The sequence below is a fragment of the Bacillus sp. FSL L8-0528 genome, from assembly GCF_038593085.1.
In the GTDB taxonomy this organism is placed as follows: Bacteria; Bacillota; Bacilli; order Bacillales; family Bacillaceae; genus Bacillus; species Bacillus paralicheniformis.
Genome location: NZ_CP151961.1, coordinates 2,611,416 through 2,630,404, shown reverse-complemented (window position 1 = coordinate 2,630,404; position 18,989 = coordinate 2,611,416). Strand labels below are relative to the sequence as shown.

The 18,989-nt window shown below is 43.5% G+C and carries 26 protein-coding genes, 1 tRNA gene and 1 riboswitch; of the genes, 19 read left to right on the top strand and 8 right to left on the bottom strand.

What is annotated here, in order from left to right; genetic code table 11:
• The first annotated feature begins 115 nt into the window (after window positions 1-115).
• The 4 genes from MHI30_RS13200 to MHI30_RS13185 all read left to right on the top strand — a co-directional run bounded on the left by MHI30_RS13200 (window position 116) and on the right by MHI30_RS13185 (window position 3,816).
• A complete protein-coding gene (locus MHI30_RS13200) occupies window positions 116-1,057 on the top strand; it encodes an iron-hydroxamate ABC transporter substrate-binding protein (RefSeq protein WP_075752517.1) in 942 nt (313 codons plus the stop codon).
• Between the two features lie 134 nt (window positions 1,058-1,191).
• Window positions 1,192-2,316, top strand: coding sequence for a M14 family metallocarboxypeptidase (locus MHI30_RS13195; protein ID WP_075752335.1), 1,125 nt, complete (start codon window positions 1,192-1,194; stop codon window positions 2,314-2,316).
• A 60-nt stretch (window positions 2,317-2,376) separates the two neighbouring features.
• Window positions 2,377-3,486, top strand: a complete 1,110-nt coding sequence (locus tag MHI30_RS13190; RefSeq protein WP_075752337.1) for a hypothetical protein — start codon at window positions 2,377-2,379, stop codon at window positions 3,484-3,486.
• Between the two features lie 15 nt (window positions 3,487-3,501).
• Window positions 3,502-3,816 carry an MTH1187 family thiamine-binding protein gene (locus tag MHI30_RS13185; RefSeq protein ID WP_075752339.1) on the top strand — a complete coding sequence of 105 codons (315 nt, stop codon included), beginning with the start codon at window positions 3,502-3,504 and terminating at the stop codon, window positions 3,814-3,816.
• A 60-nt stretch (window positions 3,817-3,876) separates the two neighbouring features.
• Here MHI30_RS13185 and MHI30_RS13180 read toward each other — a convergent pair whose 3' ends face one another.
• Window positions 3,877-4,050, bottom strand: a complete 174-nt coding sequence (locus MHI30_RS13180; RefSeq protein WP_003183486.1) for a DUF2759 domain-containing protein — start codon at window positions 4,048-4,050, stop codon at window positions 3,877-3,879.
• Between the two features lie 155 nt (window positions 4,051-4,205).
• Here MHI30_RS13180 and MHI30_RS13175 point away from each other — a divergent pair, with 155 nt between their 5' ends.
• Window positions 4,206-4,844 (top strand): MBL fold metallo-hydrolase, encoded by a 639-nt coding sequence (locus MHI30_RS13175; RefSeq protein WP_075752341.1) that lies wholly within the window; start codon window positions 4,206-4,208, stop codon window positions 4,842-4,844.
• A 35-nt stretch (window positions 4,845-4,879) separates the two neighbouring features.
• Here MHI30_RS13175 and MHI30_RS13170 read toward each other — a convergent pair whose 3' ends face one another.
• On the bottom strand, window positions 4,880-5,125 hold the full coding sequence (locus tag MHI30_RS13170) for a DUF2626 domain-containing protein (protein ID WP_020452180.1): 246 nt from the start codon (window positions 5,123-5,125) through the stop codon (window positions 4,880-4,882).
• Window positions 5,126-5,335: 210 nt separating this feature from the next.
• On the opposite strand from MHI30_RS13170, the gene MHI30_RS13165 reads away from it, so the two are divergent.
• Complete coding sequence (locus tag MHI30_RS13165; protein WP_003183482.1) at window positions 5,336-5,713, top strand: Spx/MgsR family RNA polymerase-binding regulatory protein; 378 nt, start codon at window positions 5,336-5,338, stop codon at window positions 5,711-5,713.
• Between the two features lie 62 nt (window positions 5,714-5,775).
• Here the strand turns inward: MHI30_RS13165 and MHI30_RS13160 are convergent.
• A tRNA-Gln gene (locus tag MHI30_RS13160) sits at window positions 5,776-5,847 on the bottom strand.
• A gap of 107 nt (window positions 5,848-5,954) precedes the next feature.
• On the opposite strand from MHI30_RS13160, the gene MHI30_RS13155 reads away from it, so the two are divergent.
• The 9 genes from MHI30_RS13155 to MHI30_RS13115 all read left to right on the top strand — a co-directional run bounded on the left by MHI30_RS13155 (window position 5,955) and on the right by MHI30_RS13115 (window position 11,166).
• Window positions 5,955-6,794: an STAS domain-containing protein gene (locus MHI30_RS13155; protein WP_075752343.1), complete on the top strand. Its 840-nt coding sequence runs from the start codon at window positions 5,955-5,957 to the stop codon at window positions 6,792-6,794.
• A gap of 157 nt (window positions 6,795-6,951) precedes the next feature.
• Window positions 6,952-8,016, top strand: a complete 1,065-nt coding sequence (comGA, locus tag MHI30_RS13150; protein ID WP_075752345.1) for a competence type IV pilus ATPase ComGA — start codon at window positions 6,952-6,954, stop codon at window positions 8,014-8,016.
• A complete protein-coding gene (gene comGB, locus MHI30_RS13145) occupies window positions 8,006-9,040 on the top strand; it encodes a competence type IV pilus assembly protein ComGB (protein WP_075752347.1) in 1,035 nt (344 codons plus the stop codon). The genes comGA and comGB overlap by 11 nt, the downstream gene beginning before the upstream one ends.
• 13 nt (window positions 9,041-9,053) lie before the next feature.
• The gene (gene comGC, locus MHI30_RS13140) at window positions 9,054-9,347 is read left to right on the top strand and encodes a competence type IV pilus major pilin ComGC (RefSeq protein ID WP_075752349.1); all 294 of its coding nucleotides are present in this window, start codon (window positions 9,054-9,056) and stop codon (window positions 9,345-9,347) included.
• A gap of 5 nt (window positions 9,348-9,352) precedes the next feature.
• Entirely contained in the window at window positions 9,353-9,790 is a 438-nt protein-coding gene (comGD, locus tag MHI30_RS13135) for a competence type IV pilus minor pilin ComGD (protein ID WP_075752351.1), read from the top strand.
• Window positions 9,774-10,121, top strand: coding sequence for a competence type IV pilus minor pilin ComGE (comGE, locus tag MHI30_RS13130; RefSeq protein WP_075752353.1), 348 nt, complete (start codon window positions 9,774-9,776; stop codon window positions 10,119-10,121). The genes comGD and comGE overlap by 17 nt, the downstream gene beginning before the upstream one ends.
• Window positions 10,030-10,518, top strand: a complete 489-nt coding sequence (gene comGF, locus MHI30_RS13125; protein ID WP_237562597.1) for a competence type IV pilus minor pilin ComGF — start codon at window positions 10,030-10,032, stop codon at window positions 10,516-10,518. The genes comGE and comGF overlap by 92 nt, the downstream gene beginning before the upstream one ends.
• Before the next feature lie 11 nt (window positions 10,519-10,529).
• The gene (gene comGG, locus MHI30_RS13120) at window positions 10,530-10,895 is read left to right on the top strand and encodes a competence type IV pilus minor pilin ComGG (RefSeq protein ID WP_075752357.1); all 366 of its coding nucleotides are present in this window, start codon (window positions 10,530-10,532) and stop codon (window positions 10,893-10,895) included.
• 88 nt (window positions 10,896-10,983) lie between these two features.
• Window positions 10,984-11,166 (top strand): YqzE family protein, encoded by a 183-nt coding sequence (locus MHI30_RS13115; RefSeq protein ID WP_020452171.1) that lies wholly within the window; start codon window positions 10,984-10,986, stop codon window positions 11,164-11,166.
• A gap of 29 nt (window positions 11,167-11,195) precedes the next feature.
• Here MHI30_RS13115 and MHI30_RS13110 read toward each other — a convergent pair whose 3' ends face one another.
• A complete protein-coding gene (locus MHI30_RS13110; protein WP_075752359.1) occupies window positions 11,196-11,516 on the bottom strand; it encodes a YqzG/YhdC family protein in 321 nt (106 codons plus the stop codon).
• A 277-nt stretch (window positions 11,517-11,793) separates the two neighbouring features.
• On the opposite strand from MHI30_RS13110, the gene tapA reads away from it, so the two are divergent.
• The 3 genes from tapA (at window position 11,794) to MHI30_RS13095 (ending at window position 13,970) form a co-directional block, all read left to right on the top strand.
• On the top strand, window positions 11,794-12,522 hold the full coding sequence (gene tapA / locus MHI30_RS13105) for an amyloid fiber anchoring/assembly protein TapA (protein ID WP_075752361.1): 729 nt from the start codon (window positions 11,794-11,796) through the stop codon (window positions 12,520-12,522).
• Window positions 12,519-13,103, top strand: coding sequence for a signal peptidase I (locus tag MHI30_RS13100; protein WP_075752363.1), 585 nt, complete (start codon window positions 12,519-12,521; stop codon window positions 13,101-13,103). Before tapA ends, MHI30_RS13100 begins: the two co-directional genes overlap by 4 nt.
• A gap of 72 nt (window positions 13,104-13,175) precedes the next feature.
• Entirely contained in the window at window positions 13,176-13,970 is a 795-nt protein-coding gene (locus tag MHI30_RS13095) for a TasA family protein (protein ID WP_075752365.1), read from the top strand.
• 104 nt (window positions 13,971-14,074) lie between these two features.
• Here MHI30_RS13095 and MHI30_RS13090 read toward each other — a convergent pair whose 3' ends face one another.
• The 4 genes from MHI30_RS13090 to MHI30_RS13075 all read right to left on the bottom strand — a co-directional run bounded on the left by MHI30_RS13090 (window position 14,075) and on the right by MHI30_RS13075 (window position 17,291).
• Complete coding sequence (locus MHI30_RS13090) at window positions 14,075-14,410, bottom strand: helix-turn-helix domain-containing protein (RefSeq protein WP_006637528.1); 336 nt, start codon at window positions 14,408-14,410, stop codon at window positions 14,075-14,077.
• A gap of 33 nt (window positions 14,411-14,443) precedes the next feature.
• A complete protein-coding gene (locus MHI30_RS13085) occupies window positions 14,444-14,620 on the bottom strand; it encodes an anti-repressor SinI family protein (RefSeq protein ID WP_075752367.1) in 177 nt (58 codons plus the stop codon).
• Between the two features lie 190 nt (window positions 14,621-14,810).
• Window positions 14,811-15,605, bottom strand: coding sequence for a YqhG family protein (locus MHI30_RS13080; protein ID WP_075752369.1), 795 nt, complete (start codon window positions 15,603-15,605; stop codon window positions 14,811-14,813).
• Between the two features lie 6 nt (window positions 15,606-15,611).
• Window positions 15,612-17,291, bottom strand: a complete 1,680-nt coding sequence (locus tag MHI30_RS13075; protein ID WP_075752371.1) for an SNF2-related protein — start codon at window positions 17,289-17,291, stop codon at window positions 15,612-15,614.
• Window positions 17,292-17,535: 244 nt separating this feature from the next.
• Window positions 17,536-17,639: riboswitch (glycine riboswitch) on the top strand.
• Window positions 17,640-17,884: 245 nt separating this feature from the next.
• Between MHI30_RS13075 and gcvT the strand changes: the two genes are divergently transcribed.
• The gene (gene gcvT / locus MHI30_RS13070; protein ID WP_075752373.1) at window positions 17,885-18,979 is read left to right on the top strand and encodes a glycine cleavage system aminomethyltransferase GcvT; all 1,095 of its coding nucleotides are present in this window, start codon (window positions 17,885-17,887) and stop codon (window positions 18,977-18,979) included.
• The last annotated feature ends 10 nt before the right edge of the window (window positions 18,980-18,989 follow it).

The window sequence follows — 18,989 nt, the reverse complement described above, 5'->3', positions numbered from 1 at the left end:
TAATGACAAGCGTCCGTCATCAAAATCATGATCCAAGCCGATGCCGGTTATGATATAATTGATAATGATTCTCTTTATCGATATTCAAACCAGAAAGAAGGTATGAAAGGTGAATATGAAAGGAAAGACGCTCGCGGGAGCATGCTTTGTACTATTATTGGTCTTAGCATTGACAGCATGCGGCAATCAAACAGAGAGCAAAGATTCTTCTTCTAAATCAAAAAGCGAAGAAACGATTACATACAAGGCTGAAAACGGAACGGTTAAAGTTCCGAAGCATCCGAAACGGGTGGTTGTCATGGCTGACGATTATTTCGGCTATTTCAAAACACTCGGTCTCAATGTAGTGGGTGCCCCTGACAGGGTATTCAAAAATCCTTATTTCAAGGGGAAAACCGATGGTGTGACAAATATTGGTGAAGGAAATTCCGCTGAAAAGGTTATTCAATTAAAACCGGACCTGATTGTTGTATGGACGACCCAAGGCGCTGATATCGAAAAGCTGGAAAAAATCGCTCCGACGGTCGCTTTGAAATATGACAGCTTGAATAACACTGAACGGCTGAAGGATTTCGCAAAAATGACAGGCACTGAAGATCAAGCGGAGAAATGGCTGGCTGAATGGGACAAAAAAGTTGCCGCGGCAAAATCAAAAATTCAAAAAGCGGTCGGGGACAAAACGGTTTCCATTATGCAAACGAACGGCAAAGAAATCTTTGTATTCGGCGATCAATTCGGAAGGGGAGGAAGCATTGTTTATCAAGATCTCGGCTTAAAGGCGACAAAGCTGACGAAGGAAAAAGCAATCGACGAAGGGCCGGGCTACACGAGCATTTCATTAGAAAAGCTGCCTGAATTCGCCGGAGATTATATATTTATAGGTCCCTGGGAAACAAGCGGAGACGACAGCTCCGTGCTTAATACCTCCATTTGGAAGAACCTTGGCGCGGTCAAACATCAACATGTCTATAAAATCGACCCTGTCGGCTTCTACTTTTCCGATCCGATTTCATTAGAGGGCCAGCTTGACTTTATTACAGAAAGCTTAGCGAACTAATAGAAGAACTTCCGCCTATTTAGGCGGAAGTTTTTTTGCGGGCTGAAACCTTATTGAAAAAGCGTTTTTTAAGTGCAAACCGGGAGAGTATTTAAACAGGCCTTCATCATATGCTATTGTGGGAGGGATCATTGATGGCATTCATCAACATCAAACCGGAGTTAAAGCAGAATATGGAAAGATTGTCTGATATCCTGAACATACCCGAACCGCTTTTAATCAGCGCAAACGCGAATGCAGCCGCGGACGAATTTTATTTTCCGGGAGCACCTTTTCTAGCAGGAAAAAACGTTCCAGCAGCCGAAACATATGAACAGCTGCAATTATTGGTGAATCAATACACACTTGAAGATGAACAGTGGCTGACAAAAACAGTCGTTTACGATGCAGCAGAACTGAAAAAGGAAATTGACAGATTGACAGAGTGCTTTCCGTTTGTTACTTCCCGCGTCATCGGCCGCTCAAGCATGGGCCAGCCTATATACGAACTGCTCCTCGGAGCTGAAAATGCCGAAAAAAAAACGCATATAAATGCCTCTTTTCATGCCAATGAATGGATCACCACTTCTGTTTTGATGAAATGGCTCAAAGAATACTGTTATCATGTATGTACAGGCCGGTCCGCTTTAGGTTTTTCACCGCACGACATTTTTTCATCAACAAAGCTTTCCGTCGTGCCGATCGTTAATCCCGACGGGGTTGATCTTGTGCTTAAAGGTCCCGGTCATCTTGGGATCGCGCGGGAAGCACTGGATGAGATGAATGAGCATCAGCCAGATTTCCGGGAATGGAAAGCCAATATAAACGGAGTGGATTTAAATAATCAGTTTCCGTCTTTTTGGGAGATCGAAAAACAGAGAAAACCGCCCAAATCCCCTTCCTACAGGGACTACCCCGGAGATGAACCGCTGACAGAACCGGAAGCGGCAGCGATGAGGGATTTAATCGCAAACGAGCCGCCTGATCGGCTTGTGGCGCTTCACACACAGGGAGAGGAAATTTATTGGGGCTATAAGGGGCTGGAGCCTCCTGAATCAGCTGATGTGATCCAAACATTTGAGCGCCTGAGCGGTTATAAGGGCGTCAGATATATAGACAGCTATGCAGGATTTAGAGATTGGTTTATTCATTTTTTCGGAAGAGAAGGATATACCGTTGAACTCGGCAAAGGAAAAAATCCTTTACCGCTAAAACAATTTGACGATATATATTGTAAAAGCAGAGGCATACTTTGGGCATCCTGCTTTTTTGAAAGCTGAAACTTTTCACGGTGAAAATCGTAAATTAGACAGTGACAGCCAATCATTTATGGAGGGAGAATGGCCGGTTTGAGAGTTTCGTTATGGCTTATTGCCGCTGTGATGACCGTGGCTGCGGCTGGTTGCACACCGCAGCATCAGGAAGGAACGAAAAGCGTTCATCATGAGGAGCCGGAAGGGAAAAGAAAAAGCAGTGCAGCAGTAAAAGATAAAAAAGTAATAGCGCTGAAGGACCGGCACTTTGATGAGGCGGCAGGATGGCTTGATAATGAAACCGTTATATACACCGCAACCGATCCGGTCGCAGGAAGTAAAGTCAAATCATATGATATATTTAAAGGGACGGGCGAAACGATCTACAAGACGGATGACAGGCTGATAGCGGCGGAAGTAAACAGGGAAAAAGGCATGATTCTCATCCAAACCGCCGGAAACGGCTCTGAAATGAAGTTAACTTTGCTTAATTTACAGGGAAAACAGCTATACACAAAAAAATTTCGCACGCATGAACTGCAAGTGGACTGGAATCGGTTTGACCCTTATCTTTTATACGTCACAACTTTTACGAAAGACTGGAATTATGAATCGCGCCTGATTGATGCGAAAGAAGAGCAAACTGAAAAAGACATCGCACAGGCCGCCTTTGTTCATTGGACTTCCGCCGACACTTTTGAATATATCAAATGGAATGAACGGGACCGGGAAAAACCGGCTCCTGTTTATTCCTACAACACAGCGGACGGACGGGAAAAGAAGCACGCCGATGATGCCGTACTGCTTGATGTTCTGGGGGATATGCGGCTGATCGTAGCGCCTTCATCCAATCATCGCCAGGGCACCTACATATTTTCAGACGTTTCTTCGTCGGACAAGAAAATTTCTTTCAAGTTGCCGCTGTTCTCGGAATATGGCAGCCTGTCACCGATGGAATACAGTTACGACCCTCGGCATGAGCTGTTTTATACGTATCAGCCGAATGAGTCGGGCTCCTTGTATGATCTGATTTCCGTCAGTCTCAAATCCGGCAAACGGGAAGTCATTCGTGAAAAAGTGGAAATGCTTCCGATTACCGTATCTCCTGACGGGGATTATGCATTGTACGGTTATACCCAGGATCAAATCATTTCATTCAACTCAAAAACAGCAGCGCCCCTTGTGACAAAAGAATAGAAAGGAGAATGGACAGTGGCCATAGCAGACGTTACCATCATACCGATCGGTACCGAGACTCCGAGCGTAAGCGCGTATGTAGCGGAGATTCAAACCATTTTAGAAGGATTTAAAAAAGAAGGCAAAATCCATTATCAACTGACACCGATGAATACTTTGATTGAAGGGGAATTAAGCGATTTATTTGAGGTGATTCAGACGATTCACGAAGCCCCTTTCCAAAAAGGCATCCACAGAGTGGCGACAAATATCAGGATTGACGACCGCCGTGACAAGAAAACGACGATGGAAGGCAAGCTTGCAAGCGTCCAGCGTCATTTCAGCCAATAAGAAAAACAGCCTTATTCCGGAATAACGGAATAAGGCTGTCTTTGTCTGAAGGCACCGGGTTTAGTGGACTGTCGGATACCCGCTGTTAATGATTGTCATGACGGTAAACCATCCAAACACTAAAAAAGCCGCCCCGCCAAATAAGATGCCAAGAACGTTGATTTGTTTAAGAGAACGAAGAACTCCAAGAGCAGATAATATCGTGACTAGACCGAAAATGATCACGAGCAACATTAATATAAACCCCCTTCGTTTGGATCCCCTGCAGTATATTTCCAATTTTATTTTAACCGTTTTCATCAAATTTGTCGAGGACAACATGATTCATTGAAAGTTTCCCGCAAAACCTTCATAATGGAACAAAGAAAGATGAATCTGAGGTGAAGAAAATGAAATGGAGAAGAATGCCTTTAGGGCCTATCCAGACGAATGCTTATATTTTATCCCATGACGACGGTACCTGCTTAATATTTGATCCCGGCAGCGAATCAGGGAAGCTGAATGCATACATAAAAGAAAACGGCCTGAAACCTCTTGCTGTATTGCTTACTCACGCTCATTTTGATCATATCGGAGCTGTGGACAATGTCAGAAAAAAATGGAACATTCCTGTATACGTACATAAAAATGAAGCTGAATGGCTGACCGATCCTTCATTAAACGGTTCAGCGCTGCTTACAGGACAGACGATCACAGCAGAAAAAGCAGAGCATCTGATCGAAGAAGAGGGGGATCTTAAAATCGGCTCTTTTACGCTCCGCATGCTCTTTACGCCTGGACATTCTCCGGGCAGCGTCTCGTATTATGCGGAAGAGGAAAACCTGATCGTTTCCGGGGATGTTTTGTTTCAAGGAGGGATCGGGCGTACAGACCTGCCGGGAGGCAATCAAAAGGTGCTGATGGACAGCATTCATCAAAAACTGCTGACGCTTCCGGAAGAGACGCTTGTGTTAAGCGGTCACGGCCCCGAGACGGACATTGCAACAGAACAGGAACAAAACCCGTTCATCAACGGATTTACTTTGTAAAATATAAAAAAGACGATCCAGATGGATCGTCTTCTTTAATGGCCTCCCTGCCCGGGAACCATAATAAACACAGAATAATATGTAAATGCGGCAAAAAAGACTGTCAAGTAAGCACCGAAAATATAAATGTACATCCGCTCGGTCAAGTTGAGATACGATAAGAACACAAAGAATACAGTTTGACCGAAGAACAGCAGTGATGCATCTTTCATATTTCCTAAATAAAACATGACCGCAAAGATACCTGTCCAGAAACCTAACACACGGAACATGCGATTCATTTATATCCCTCCCAAAAAGCCCCTTTGATTTTATTATAAGCCAATTTATCTTGAAATGTAAACATTTTCATTTTGGGAAAATCAATTCATTTTTTACAATTTTGTGATAAGCATTTTTAAAAAATCACCTGTCACGTGTTTAAACGGAAAATATCACGGGTACTAGAACATACAAAGACAAAGTCAGTACATTTTAAGGAGGAATCATTCATGGAAGAGCTGACCTTTTATTCATACCCGAGCTGCACATCATGCCGGAAAACGAAACATTGGCTGAAAGCGAACCAGGTTGATTTTACAGAGCGGCATCTTTTCAGGGAAACGCCGAATCAGGACGAGCTGAAACATATTTTGTCTCTCACGACCGAAGGAATCGATGAGATATTGGCGACAAGAAGCCAGGCATTTAAAGAGTTAAATCTTGATATTGAAGAATTAACGGTAAGCGAAGTGCTGGAATTGTTAATTCAAAAACCAAAGCTGCTGAGACGCCCGATTATCGTAAACGGCGATAAGCTGGTTGTCGGATACAATCCCGGCGAACTCTTAAAATTAAAAAAACACACCTTACACCGTTCTGTTTCCTGAAAAAAACGAAGATTGCTGACACATTGCATGTTCAGCATATCTTCGTTTTTTCGCCTGTGTAACTGGGCTAGCTGGATTCGAACCAGCGCGTCACGGAGTCAAAGTCCGTTGCCTTACCGCTTGGCTATAGCCCAATGCGCTTACGTATAGTGTAGACAATCGATTTCGTTTTATACATAGTGATCAAAATGTTGGTCATAAAGCCGATTGATTTTAAAGGAAAAAAATGAGGAGGATTGACATGGAAAACAAGCATGCAGCCCTTTATGAGTATTTGGTCAAACAGACGGACAGAATCACTGATGAATGGCTGTCCCGAACAGCGTCTGAAAAAGAAAAAACGGCAAAGCAATATAAGGACTTTATACTGGCTGTTTCAAAGGTATTTGCCAAGGAAGAACAGGCGCTCTGCTGGGATAAAGCCTCCGGATGCGCCAAGGAAATTGCCTACGACAGGGCTGTCAGCCAAATTCCGGTGACTGAAAGCATAAAGGGTTTTAAAGTGTGCCGTGAACTTTTAATAGATGAAATCGAGCATTTTTCAGATAAACATGCACCGGACTGTTCGAAAAAAGACTTTTTTATCTGGAATAAACAGCTTCACTCAATGATGGATCAGGTTATTGAACAGTTTATTCTTGAATATGAGCATACGACAAAGAGCCAATTGAAGGCGCAGACCGAGATGATACGCGAACTGAGCGCACCGGTTATACCGGTATCAGAACACATCGGTGTGCTGCCGCTCATTGGCGAAATTGATACTCACAGGGCAACGGTGATCATTGAATCTGCGCTTAAGCAGTGTGCTGAGCTTCATCTCTCGCATCTGTTTATTGATATTTCCGGTGTTCCTGTCGTCGATACGATGGTTGCCTACCAGTTGTTCAAAGTCGTAGACAGCACAAAACTACTTGGTGTTGAGACGGTTCTTTCGGGTTTGAGACCGGAGATTGCCCAAACAGTTGTGAAGCTTGGCATGGATTTTTCGCATATTAAAACAGAACAGAGCCTTGCTAAGGCGCTTTGCAATAAAGGCTTTTGCATCCGTGAAAACGGCAAGGCTGAAGAGAAGGTTTAAATTTCTCATTTCAGCAGTTGGAAGCTGAATAAAATAGTCAAATCGGTATTCGGAAATTCCGTTTTTGCTTCGTATTCAGCTTGATTTGCGATTTTTAAGGATTTGATGCTTCCGATGTTTTTCGTATAAACTGCGCTTAGAAAGGAGGCGCAATGTTTTGTACACGATTGAATCATTAAGCGGAAGATTAATTGACGAGGCATATAGAATGAAGGCGTCAGACATTCATATTGTTCCCGGTGAAAAAGAGGCGGTGGTCCGCTTCAGGATTGATGATGAACTTTTTCAAAAAGACAGATTAACGAGAAATGAGTGCTCAAGGCTCATTTCTCACTTTAAATTCCTTTCTTCGATGGACATTGGGGAAAGACGGCTGCCGCAAAGCGGAGCTTTAACTCTTTATATCAACCGTCAGCCCGTTCATTTAAGAATGTCCACTCTGCCCACCATCCATGATGAAAGCTTGGTCATCAGGCTTCTTCCCAAGATGAGCAGCAAGCCGCTCACAAAGCTCTCATTGTTTCCGAGTGCAACATTCAAGCTGCTGTCTTTTCTGAAGCATTCCCACGGATTAATGCTGTTCACCGGTCCGACAGGCTCGGGGAAAACGACAACACTCTATTCTTTAATTGAATACGCTAAGCGGCATTTTAAGCGAAATATTATTACCTTGGAAGACCCTGTCGAATCAAGAAGCGAAAACATTTTGCAAGTGCAAGTGAATGAAAAAGCGGGCATGACTTATTCTGCGGGGTTGAAGGCGGTGCTTCGCCACGATCCGGACATGATCATCCTTGGGGAAATTCGCGATGCCGAAACAGCCCAAATCGCAGTCAGGGCAGCTTTGACAGGACACCTTGTTTTATCGAGCATGCATGCGAAAAATGCAAAAGGCGCGATATACAGGCTGCTCGAGTTCGGAGTTGATATGACAGAAATTGAACAAACACTGGTCGCAATCAGCGCCCAACGCCTCGTCGGTCTCGTCTGCCCGTTTTGCGGCGACAGCTGCTCTTTATATTGCAGATTGTCGAGGCCTGTGAGAAGAGCAAGCGTCTTCGAACTTTTGTACGGAAAAAGCCTCAATCTCTGCATCGAAGAAGCAAAAGGCAGGTGCTGTGACATGAAAACAGAAACTTTGAAAACGCTGATCCAGAAGGGAATAGCACTCGGATATCTGCCGTCGAATACTTATGAACGCTGGATAGGCCATGAAGATTAAAATGAAGTGGCCCGTCCTGGAACAGGCGGACATTCTGAAAAAGCTCGGAGACATGATGAAGAGCGGATATACGATTTTGGATGCTTTAAGTATGCTGAAACTGCAATTGAATGAAAGGCGAAGAGCAGATCTGACATTTGCGATGGAGAAGCTGACAGAAGGGCGACCTGTGTTCCAAGTGCTTGAAATGATTTCCTTTCATAAGGATGCTGTTACCATTGTTTACTTTGCCGAACAGCACGGGAATTTGCCATATGCCTTTCGGCAGAGCGGAGAGCTGCTTCACCGCAAGATCGCTCAAACCGAAAAAATAAAGAAAGCCGCCAGATATCCTTTGTTTTTAGTTTTAACGGTCTGCGTCATTATCTCTATTATGAAATCGGCAATCATCCCGCAATTTTCCGCGATCTATGAATCAATGAACGTTGAAACGTCTTTTGCAACGACCCTCATCTTTTCGGTTTTTGATCATTTTTATCTTTTTATCGCAGGAATGTTGTTGATTGCCGCCGCTTTATCCCTCTATTATCTGTGTTCATTTCGCCATAAACCTCCAGAAGACAAAATGACCTTTCTCATTAGAATTCCCTTGCTGGGCCAAATCTTCAAACTATTCAACAGTTATTTTTTATCGCTCCAATTGAGCAATCTTTTGCAAGCGGGTCTGTCTGTATATGACAGTTTAAAAGCATTTGAAAGCCAGCCGTTTTTATCATTTCATAAAAATGAAGCGAAGCGCCTCATCGAGCGGCTGAAACAAGGGGAGAGTCTGGAGCAGATGCTGGCCGGGCATCCGTTTTATGAAAATGATTTGGCAAAGGCTGTAGCTCACGGCCAATTAAACGGACACTTATACAGAGAGCTGTATTCATACAGTCAATTTTTGATTGAGCGGCTTGAACGGAAAGCAGAAAAATGGACAGGTCTGATCCAGCCATTGATTTACGGGCTAACAGCGGCGATGATATTAATTCTTTATTTGTCTATGCTTTTGCCAATGTATCAAATGATGAACCAGTTATAAGGAGGACGGAACTGTGAATGAAAAGGGATTTACACTGATAGAAATGTTAGTCGTCATGCTCGTCATCTCCATCCTGCTGTTGATCACCATACCGAATGTGACCAAGCATAATCAAAGTATTCAAAAGAAAGGATGCGAAGGGTTAATTAATATGGTTCAAGCGCAAATCACGGCTTATCAAATGGATCATGACGGGAAAACGCCGAGCAGGGCGGACCTTGAATCTGAAGGTTACGTGAAGAAGAACTTAAAGTGCCCGAATGGGAAAGAAATTAAAATTTCAAACGGCAAAGCACAGGCTGATTGACGGTTATGAATCAAAAAGGATTTACGCTTTTGGAAAGTCTTACTGTATTGATGATCGGTTCCATTATGCTCTCTCTTCTCTTTGCCGCACTGCCTCCCGCTTATGAAAAAAGAGTTGTTCAGCACTTTGTCTCACAGCTTGAAGAGGATTTGCTTTACGCTCAACAGACAGCTCTCGTCCGCCATGCGAAGGTTAAGGTGCAGTTTGACTTTGCCGGCTGCCGCTATATTATTAAGCACGCGGACGAAGGCTCATCGCCTAAGCTGGTCAGGACATACAGTTGCCATATTGCGTTCAAAAAAGCGACGCTCAAACGAACTCTTACTTTTAACCCAAGCGGAGTTCCGAATCAAGGGGGAAAAATCGTGATCGATACACAGCACGCCTCTTTTGCACTGACGATCTATTTAGGAAGCGGAAAGATTAATGTGCAAAAAAAATAGAGGCTTTACAACAGTTGAAGCTGTTTCCGCGTTCGGCATTTGGGTCATGATCACCATGTTATTGATTCCTATGGTTCATCAGCTGTCTTTGCAACGCGGGGCATCCGAAAAAGAAGAAGAGGCATATCGCATATTGGATGAAAAGATCAGCCGCTACACGCTGACCGGACGGTTTCAGCCTAAAGAAACCGTGCTTTACCGAAACACATCTTACTTTATTGAATGGAAGGAGCAGGGAGATGATTATGAAGTATGCATCTCCATTAAAAAAAGAGACAGTCAAAGGAGTTGCTTCACCATTTTGCGGTCAAAAGGGATTTACCCTTCTTAATGTACTGGTTTCCTTAATGGTGTATATGTTCATTGCAGGAACGATGGCCTCGATATTTCATCTGTTTTTATCCCCGGAAAGAAACGGTGCGGATATTCACCCGCGTGAATGGACGATTACTGCCGAGCAAATATTGAAGGAGTGCAGGAATTCACTTGATATAAGAGCGGCCGGCGATCATCAGTCATTGGAAATGACAAATCGCCAAGGTGCCGCCGTTCGCTATGAGAAATATCAGACAGTTATTCGAAAAAGAGTCAATGGAAAAGGTCATGTGCCGCTTTTACAACATGTCAAACACATGAGTTTTGTGATTGAAGATCATTTGCTGACCCTTGAAGCTACAAGTTTAAGCGGCAAGTCATACCGTAAGTCCATTCCGCTCTATCATATGTAAAGGGTGATCACGTGAAAAATTCAAAAGGATTCATTTATCCGGCTGCTGTTTTCACAGCTGTGATTTGCATGCTCTGCACGAGTCATTCAGCCGTTTTATTAACGAATCAACGAATGTTTGCACAGCAAACAAAAGAATTTCATATTCAGCAAAACCTTCTCCAAAATGGAATTCTCCATGCCTTGTCTCATATTCACGAAGAGACAAAAGAGAAAATTCAAAAACAGCATGGCTTGATATCGTATACTGTCAATCCGGCTCATCAGCAGCTCAAGCGAGTGAAGATAGAGGTAACGACAGCTTCCGGCACAGAAACGAGCGCTGAATTTCAATATGATTTGAGCACTAAGAAAATCACACAGTGGAAAGAATATTAAAAATTGTGTGTCGGAATCATGAAGAATGTATAAAAAAAGATTCGTATGACAACACTTCAACTGACAGAACTCCCCAAGAGGTGACGTGATGAAAACGAACGATTATGTTAAATATATGACGGAACAGCTCGTAAAATATATGGACACGCCTAAGCAGGAAAGAAAAGAAATGAAAGAAAAACGTAAAGAATCGAAGCCGCCGTCCAGGATTTATCAATGGTTCGGCATTCTTCCTCTTGGCTGTATCATGTTTTTTAAACGGCATAAATAAAGACAAGCCGCTTTCTACTGCAAAGCGGCTTATTTATATTCTTCCACAACGACGACTTTGTTGATTTTGTGTGTCGCAGGATCAAATGAAATTGTGACAAACACTCCGAAATTTTTATTTCCTTCACTCAATGTGACATGGTATTGTTTGACCGCTTCATCCGCCCGCTTTCGATCCCATACTTTTTTCGTGAGACGCACTTCTGCTTCCGGATACCTCTTTTTTGCTTCCTCAACCGCTTTTTCTTCCCACTTAGACATGCGGGCTGTTTCGTAAGCTGCCGCATGGGCATTGAGCGGCCCAATGCTTGCAAGCAGTAAAAAAGAGCATAACATGGCGTTTTTCAGCACGGGGCATCATCCTTTCTATCCTATTTTTTCCTTGTCAACAGTGTTTATACAAAAATGAAGAAGAAATTATGTACTTTATAAAGAACTTCAAACTTTTCGAAAAGATGAGAATTTGAGAGATTTTTTGAGGAATTAAACGAAAATGTTCTATAAAACGAACTTAATCGACTATTTTGATAGTTTTCAAAAGGTACATTTGTTCTTTATACTCTAACTATCAAGTTCTTTAAAACGAACGATCAGAAAAAGCCATTACATACTCGCTAGGAGGGTAGTCATGATCCGATTATCTCGAACTAGGAGATCCCGAAAAAGAGCCGGAAAAAACATCATCGTTTTTCAAACGCTGCTGATCATTTATCTTTTAATTGGATTGGGGAGTCAGCTGTCACAGCATACAAACGCATCATTTCACGATGTGGAAGCATACAGCATGACAATGAAAGCGGCCTCATCATTTCCTCAAGATGAGAAACAGTGGGACGGGAGCAATTTGAAGCTTCAAAAACAGACAAAGACGAAAGGTACGGTCTGTGCACCGCTGACATTGTTTGCAGAATATAAAAACCGCGGCAGCCAAATCGCCGACTCTGAATGGAAGTGGGAGCTTCATAAACTCGGTAATGCCAAAAAGCCGCTAGAGGACGGGACTGTCATCGATAAAGGCGCGTTCAAAAAAGAAGCCGAAAAGAGCATCTACCGGATAGAGTCAAAGCGGGCGGCAAAAGGAGGGCTCTACGCTTTTAAATTGATTAAGCCCGAAGGCCATCCCGATGTGAAAAAGGGCAAACCTTTCATTTGGTCAAATGTGATGGAGCTTCAAGAATGCAAAGAAGAAACACCGAAGCCGCCTAAAAAAGCTTCAGGAAAGCCAAAGCAAACAGAACAGACAGAAACACGGGAAAAGTCTGAACAGGACATAGAGAAAACACCAAAGAGCAGTGAATCCATAGAAAAAGAAAATAGAAAAGAAGAAAATTCATTAGAAAGCGGGGAAGCGTCATGAAACATGTGATGAAATGGGTCAGCAATATCTTATATGTGATTATTTTCACACTCATCATCGCCGCGGTCATCGTCGTGATTTCGACAAAGTCGTCCGGCGGAGAGCCGCAACTCTTCGGCTATCAATTGAAAACGGTTTTATCCGGTTCGATGGAGCCGGAGTTTAAAACAGGTTCTGTGATAGCCGTTCAAAAGATTGAAAATCCCGGGTCTTTGAAAAAGGGAGATATCATTACATTCATGCAAGACGAAAACACCATGGTTACCCACCGAATTATCGGTATAACAAAAAATAAATCAAATCTTATGTTTAAAACAAAGGGTGACAATAACCAAAACCCTGATTCCGATCCGGTGCTGGCAGAAAATGTTGTCGCTAAGTATTCGGGCATTACGGTTCCGTATGCCGGGTATTTGCTGGATTTTGCAAGTAAACCGATCGGCACAGCCATATTGCTGATCGTGCCGGGACTCTTGTTGATTCTTTATGCAGTGATTACTGTATCCGCGGCTTTAAGAGAGATTGACCAAAAAACTAAAGCAATTGAAGCCGCCGGGAAAGATCAATCAGTTTCCATGTAATCTTCGTTGGTCACCTGAACATTCAGGTCTCCATATATACAGATTTTCTTATTATAAAAGGAGGAGTTATCAATGGGTACAAAGAAAAAACTCGGATTAGGCGTTGCGTCTGCTGCGCTTGGACTGGCATTAGTAGGAGGAGGAACTTGGGCTGCGTTTAACGATATCGAAACAACTCAAGCAACTTATGCAGCAGGTACGCTTGACCTGAATGCGAAAGATACATCTGCAAGGGTGAACTTGTCCAACTTAAAACCTGGCGACAAATTCACTAAAGATTTCGAATTCAAAAATGACGGATCACTTGCGATTAAAGAAGTGCTGATGCAGGTTGGCTACAGCAATTTTGTTGACGGAAACGCGAAAAACGGCGGAAAAAGCACAGCGGAAGACTTCCTGAAACAATTTAAAGTCAGCGTTCTGACTGTCGGAGTTGAAGGCGGAAACGGCTATCCTAAAAACATCATTTTAGATGAAGCCAACCTTTATGATTTGTACAATATGTCCGCGAAAAAAGATAAGGCCGCGTACGAAAAAGTGAAGAAAGCAATCGAGCCAGAGTTCCTGCATGACAATGGCAAAATCAATGTAGCGACAATCAACGGAAAAACGGCGCCTGAATACGACGGCATTCCGAAAGATCCATATGACTTTGACAAAGTTCAATTGGTGATTGAGTTCGTCAATGACAAAACAACAGACGCCAGCGGCAGAATGGTACAGAACAAATATCAAGGAGATTCTGTGCAGCTTGACTTCTCATTCGAAGCTACTCAATGGAACGGCTTGACAATCGACGGCAAAAAACATGCCGATGAAAAAGGTTATGTAAAAGAGAACGAAAGAGCGCACAGTGAAGATAAATAATGGTGCAATTTAAAAAACGGATCTATATGATCCGTTTTTTTATGTTCATGAGGAATCGGCTTATTCAGCGTAAAAAATGCCAAAGGGAGTAAGATATGTTTCCCTTACTCCTTTTCCTGTCTTTTCTTCCACTTTTGATAATCTAAAAATTCTCGAAATTGTTTTTTAGAAACCCCTGATGCCATAGCGTCACGAACTAGATTTTCCCATTCACTATCTAATTGACCATCGTATTCGGTTTCATCTTTCTCATCGAGCAGGGTATGAACCGAGACGTCCAGAACAGCGGAGACTTTTTCTAGAAATTGAATGGAGGGGTTTGTTTGCAAGTTTCTTTCTATTGAACTTAAATAAGACTTCGCTACCCCAGCCTTTTCAGCTAGTTCAGATAGTGAGTAGCCTTTTTCTTTTCGATATTGTTTAATACGCTGGCCAATCAATGTCATCACCTTCCTTTCGATATTATAGCACATTCAGAAAGGATTTATTGAATGACTTCTTTCAATTGATGCGGAAGGTTTTGAAGACTTCTTACCCAAATTGAGAAAAATACGTATATCCTCTGGACTAATGCCTTGTTCAAGAGCGTGTTTAATCAGTTCTATCCACTCCTCATCCAATTCTTCTTTCTCATTTTTATCTTTATTCATGCATTTCCCCCCCAAAATACTTCATTATGTATTTCAGACAACCGTGTTGTGATAAACAAAGATAAACCCCGAGACTCAACACTTTACCAAGCTTGTCCAAATGGTGTTACGAAAGTTCTCCCTATCTCTTTAGTTCTATTATAAGTCCAGCTCACTGAATAAAAACAAGAATGGTGTCGAATCGGAAAAATTATCCTGAATTTTTTTTGTGCAAATAAAATAATCCCCCGTTTTGAACTTTAATATCGATTTTAGGCTCGTAAAGCGTTTGGAGAGCCTTTTTCTCAATTTCGTATTCCTCCGGTTTTTCTTCAGTATCCTCGTAAAATTGGTTTAAAAGTGACAGGTCGTTATTCCAACGTTTCAGGGAAGCTTCAGCCCAATCAAGCGGCTCGCTTCTGGCCGCCTGTTCGATATAGCGCTCAAGCCGTTTAATGCCGCTTTCCGGCTTAATCAACGGCGACATCGTGTAGCAGTAGTCAGAGATCTGTGAAGAGAGATCGCGGGCCTCCATTTGTTCTTGAAACGATTCGACCAGCTGACCGCTGATTAAATGAAGGCCGAGAGACAAAAGCTTATCTTTTTTCATGTCGGATTGGTACGAGATCGTCACATTCATGCCGAGCCATGGTTCCAGGGAAATATGGGCTCCATCGGAACGGATTTTCTCATAAAGGCGAATATATTTGCCGTTTTTTTGCACGGCCTGGAAAATTTGAAAAAGTCTTGGTGATCCAAAATGAATAAACTCACCTTCGATATCAGAAGGGGCCTCATCTTCATTCGTGATCAGCGTGATTTTCATCGGATTGGGCTCTCCGCCCGTCTTTTCGAGCCAGTGCCAGTAAAACGGCCTGTTCATAATCTGTTTATCGACTTCAACCGTCAGCTGCACGGTCATGTGGCCTGAACTTTTGTCGGTGATCGTGCAGCCGTTTGCGATGAAAAAGCGTTCTAAAAACAGGTATATTTCTTCCTGACGCATTTGATTTTAGCCTCCGATCTGTTTTTGGTTTGAAACGGCTTCATTTCCGTATGAAATGAAAGAGGTTAAGTTTTCCATTTTGATCTTCATTTCCTCGTCTGTTGCGGAGTAAAAGAGAATGTCGTGAAGGTGGTCTTCAAAATTGCCGACCTCGATTTTTGTTAAAATATCATCCAAGTCTCCGACGACTTTTTCGAACAAATGGATCTTTTCATAGAGAAGCTTTAAAATATGCTCTTCTACGGTATGCTTTGTTGCCATGTTGTAAATGTAAACATCGCGTTCCTGGCCGAGCCGGTGAATCCGGCCGATCCTTTGCTCGAGACGCATCGGGTTCCACGGAAGATCATAGTTGATGATTTTATTGCAAAATTGAAGGTTGATCCCTTCGCCGCCTGCTTCAGTCGCGATCAGAACTTGAACTTTGCCCCTGAACAAATCTTTCATCCAGTCTTTCTTTCCTCTTTTAAATCCGCCTCTGAACGGTACGGAACTGATGCCGTTCTGCTGAAGGAACCATTGCAGATAAATCTGCGTTGCCCTGTATTCAGTAAAGATGATGACTTTGTCATCGAGTTCTTGAATGAGTTCAACAACTTTCAGCGCTTTTGAATTTTGCGCGACCTCGTTGACCTTTTCGATCAAATGGTGGATGACAGGTTCAGAGATCACCGGCGCTTCGCGATCCTTTCGGTCAAGCATGTTTTTCAGCGTCATATAGACAGCTTCTCTGCTTGAACAGCATTCGCGCTCCAATGTCATGATTGAGAACATGCTTGATGAATGCTGATGACTTGCCTTCAGCTTTTTAATCTCGTCATACAAAGCCTGTTCTGTAGGAGAAAAGGAAATGGGCACGGTTTCGACATGGCGCTTCGTCCAGGTGATGCCGGTATCATGCCGTCTGTTTCTGATCATGACTTTATTGATAAGGGACTTCAAGCGTTCATGCGCTTCAGCTGAATTGATCTGTTTTGTATAATCTTTGTTGAAGTTGCTTTCATTTCCCAAGTGTCCGGGTTTTAGCAGAGAAACGAGATTAAATATTTCGTCGATCTTGTTTTGGATGGGCGTCGCCGTCAGCATCAGGCAATATTTTTTCTTTAAGCTGCGGACAAACTCGTAATTTTTTGTTTTATTGTTTTTCAGTTTGTGAGCTTCATCAATAATCACCACATCATACTGGATCGACAAAACCGTCTCCCTGTGCGGCGACCGCTTTGCCGTGTCAAGGGAGGAGACGACAACATCGCACTGCTCCCAGACATAGCTTTTTTTCTGTTCCACGGCCGGAATTAAAAACTTTTCCCGCAGTTCCTTCACCCATTGCGAGACGAGCGAGGCGGGGACGAGGATTAAGATTTTCTTGGCCAGCCCGCGAATCATGTATTCTTTTAATATCAGCCCGGCCTCGACCGTTTTGCCGAGACCCACTTCATCCGCCAAGATGGCTTTTCCGTTCATCTGCTCGACTACCTTCCGGGCGACTTCGAGCTGATGGGGAAGCGGGGTGAAGCCTGGGAGGTGATAAGGGGCCTGCAAGCCTTCAAACGTCGGAATCGCAAGCCTTTTCTGCACTTCACAGGAAAGCTTGTAAAGCTCCCAATTCGCCCACGGTCCGTCTTCATCAAGGTGCTTTTTGAACTGTTCCGGCCACTCGTTGTCGAAATGAATGTCTGGTTTCATCACTAATGCCGCCTTTCTCTTCTGAGATTCAAATGTTCTTTTTTAAAAGAAAATCTTGCGTGAAAAAAACGGATTTTACTAACAAATAAACAAAACACGAACATTCTTATTTTGAAATAATAAATTGTTAATGATTTTTCCTGTTGCCCAATTGTTGTGATGATGGTAGGATATTTGTAGATCATCAGTAAAAAAATCATAAGCTTTATATAGTATGTCCATGAAAAGAAATGAATATGAGCGAATGACAGCAAGGGGAGAGACCGATAGCGGGAAACCTAAAAGCGGCGCCGAAGGAGCAAGCTGGGGAACAGTGAATCTCTCAGGCAAAAGAACTCTTGCTTGACGCAACTCTGGAGAGAGTTTGTATCATATGATGTTTTAGCAAACCACCAAAGGGGACATCTTTGCTTTTGATGCAAAGTAAACTTTCAGGTGCCAGGACAGAGAGCCTCCGAACTGACAAAGGGGCTTCTCTGTCCTTTTTTGTGCCGTCCAAAGCGGCGGAACCATCCAGGTGATGTTGGAATATTTCTTGTTTTCTGATGATTGGCAAACTTGTTTTTAGTTTGAAAAGCGAAGGGGGAAGCAGAATGCTTAAACGAACGCCTTTATTTGACCTTTATAAGGAATATGGCGGAAAAACGATTGATTTTGGCGGCTGGGAACTGCCTGTTCAATTTTCTTCAATTAAAGAGGAGCATGAAGCCGTCAGGACGAAAGCGGGGCTTTTTGACGTCTCACACATGGGGGAGGTCGAAATCACAGGAACAGACAGCCTTCCGTTTTTGCAAAAACTGTTGACAAACGATGTTTCGACGCTGAAAGAAGGCGGTGCCCAGTATACGGCCATGTGCTATGAAGACGGCGGAACGATCGACGATCTCCTCGTCTATAAAAAAGCGGCCAATGCCTACATGCTCGTCATTAACGGAGCCAATATCGACAAAGACGTCGATTGGATGAACAAGCACCAAGAAGGAGACGTTTCGGTTCGAAACGTGTCTGACGAGGTTGCGCTGCTTGCTCTTCAAGGACCGAAGGCCGAAGCGATTTTAAAACAGGTCGCAGATAGCGATCTTGCCGGGTTAAAGCCGTTTACGTTCAGGGATGATGCGGCGATCGGCAGCGTGCAGGCGCTTGTGTCCAGAACGGGATACACGGGAGAGGACGGCTTTGAGATTTACTGCCGGAGTGAAGATGCAGCCTACATTTGGAAGCTGCTCCTTGAAACGGGCAAGGATTCGGGATTGGTGCCGTGCGGCCTCGGGGCGAGGGATACGCTGAGGTTTGAAGCGAAGCTGCCGCTGTACGGACAGGAGCTCTCAAAAGACATTACACCGATCGAAGCCGGTATCGGATTCGCCGTCAAAACAAACAAAGCCTCGGACTTCTTCGGAAAAGCCGTCCTGGCAAGCCAAAAGGAACATGGAGCGGACAGAAAGCTCGTCGGCCTTGAAATGATCGATAAAGGCATTCCAAGGCACGGATACGCCGTCTATTATCAAGGCGAACAAGCAGGCGAGGTGACAACCGGCACACAGTCGCCGACCTTAAAGAAAAACGTCGGCCTCGCATTGCTGAAAAAAGAAGCCTGCGCCCTTGACACCGTCGTTGAAGTGGAAATCAGAAATAAGCGTTTGAAAGCCAAAATCGTGAAAACCCCATTTTACAAACGGCAGCCGTAAGTTTGCCAAG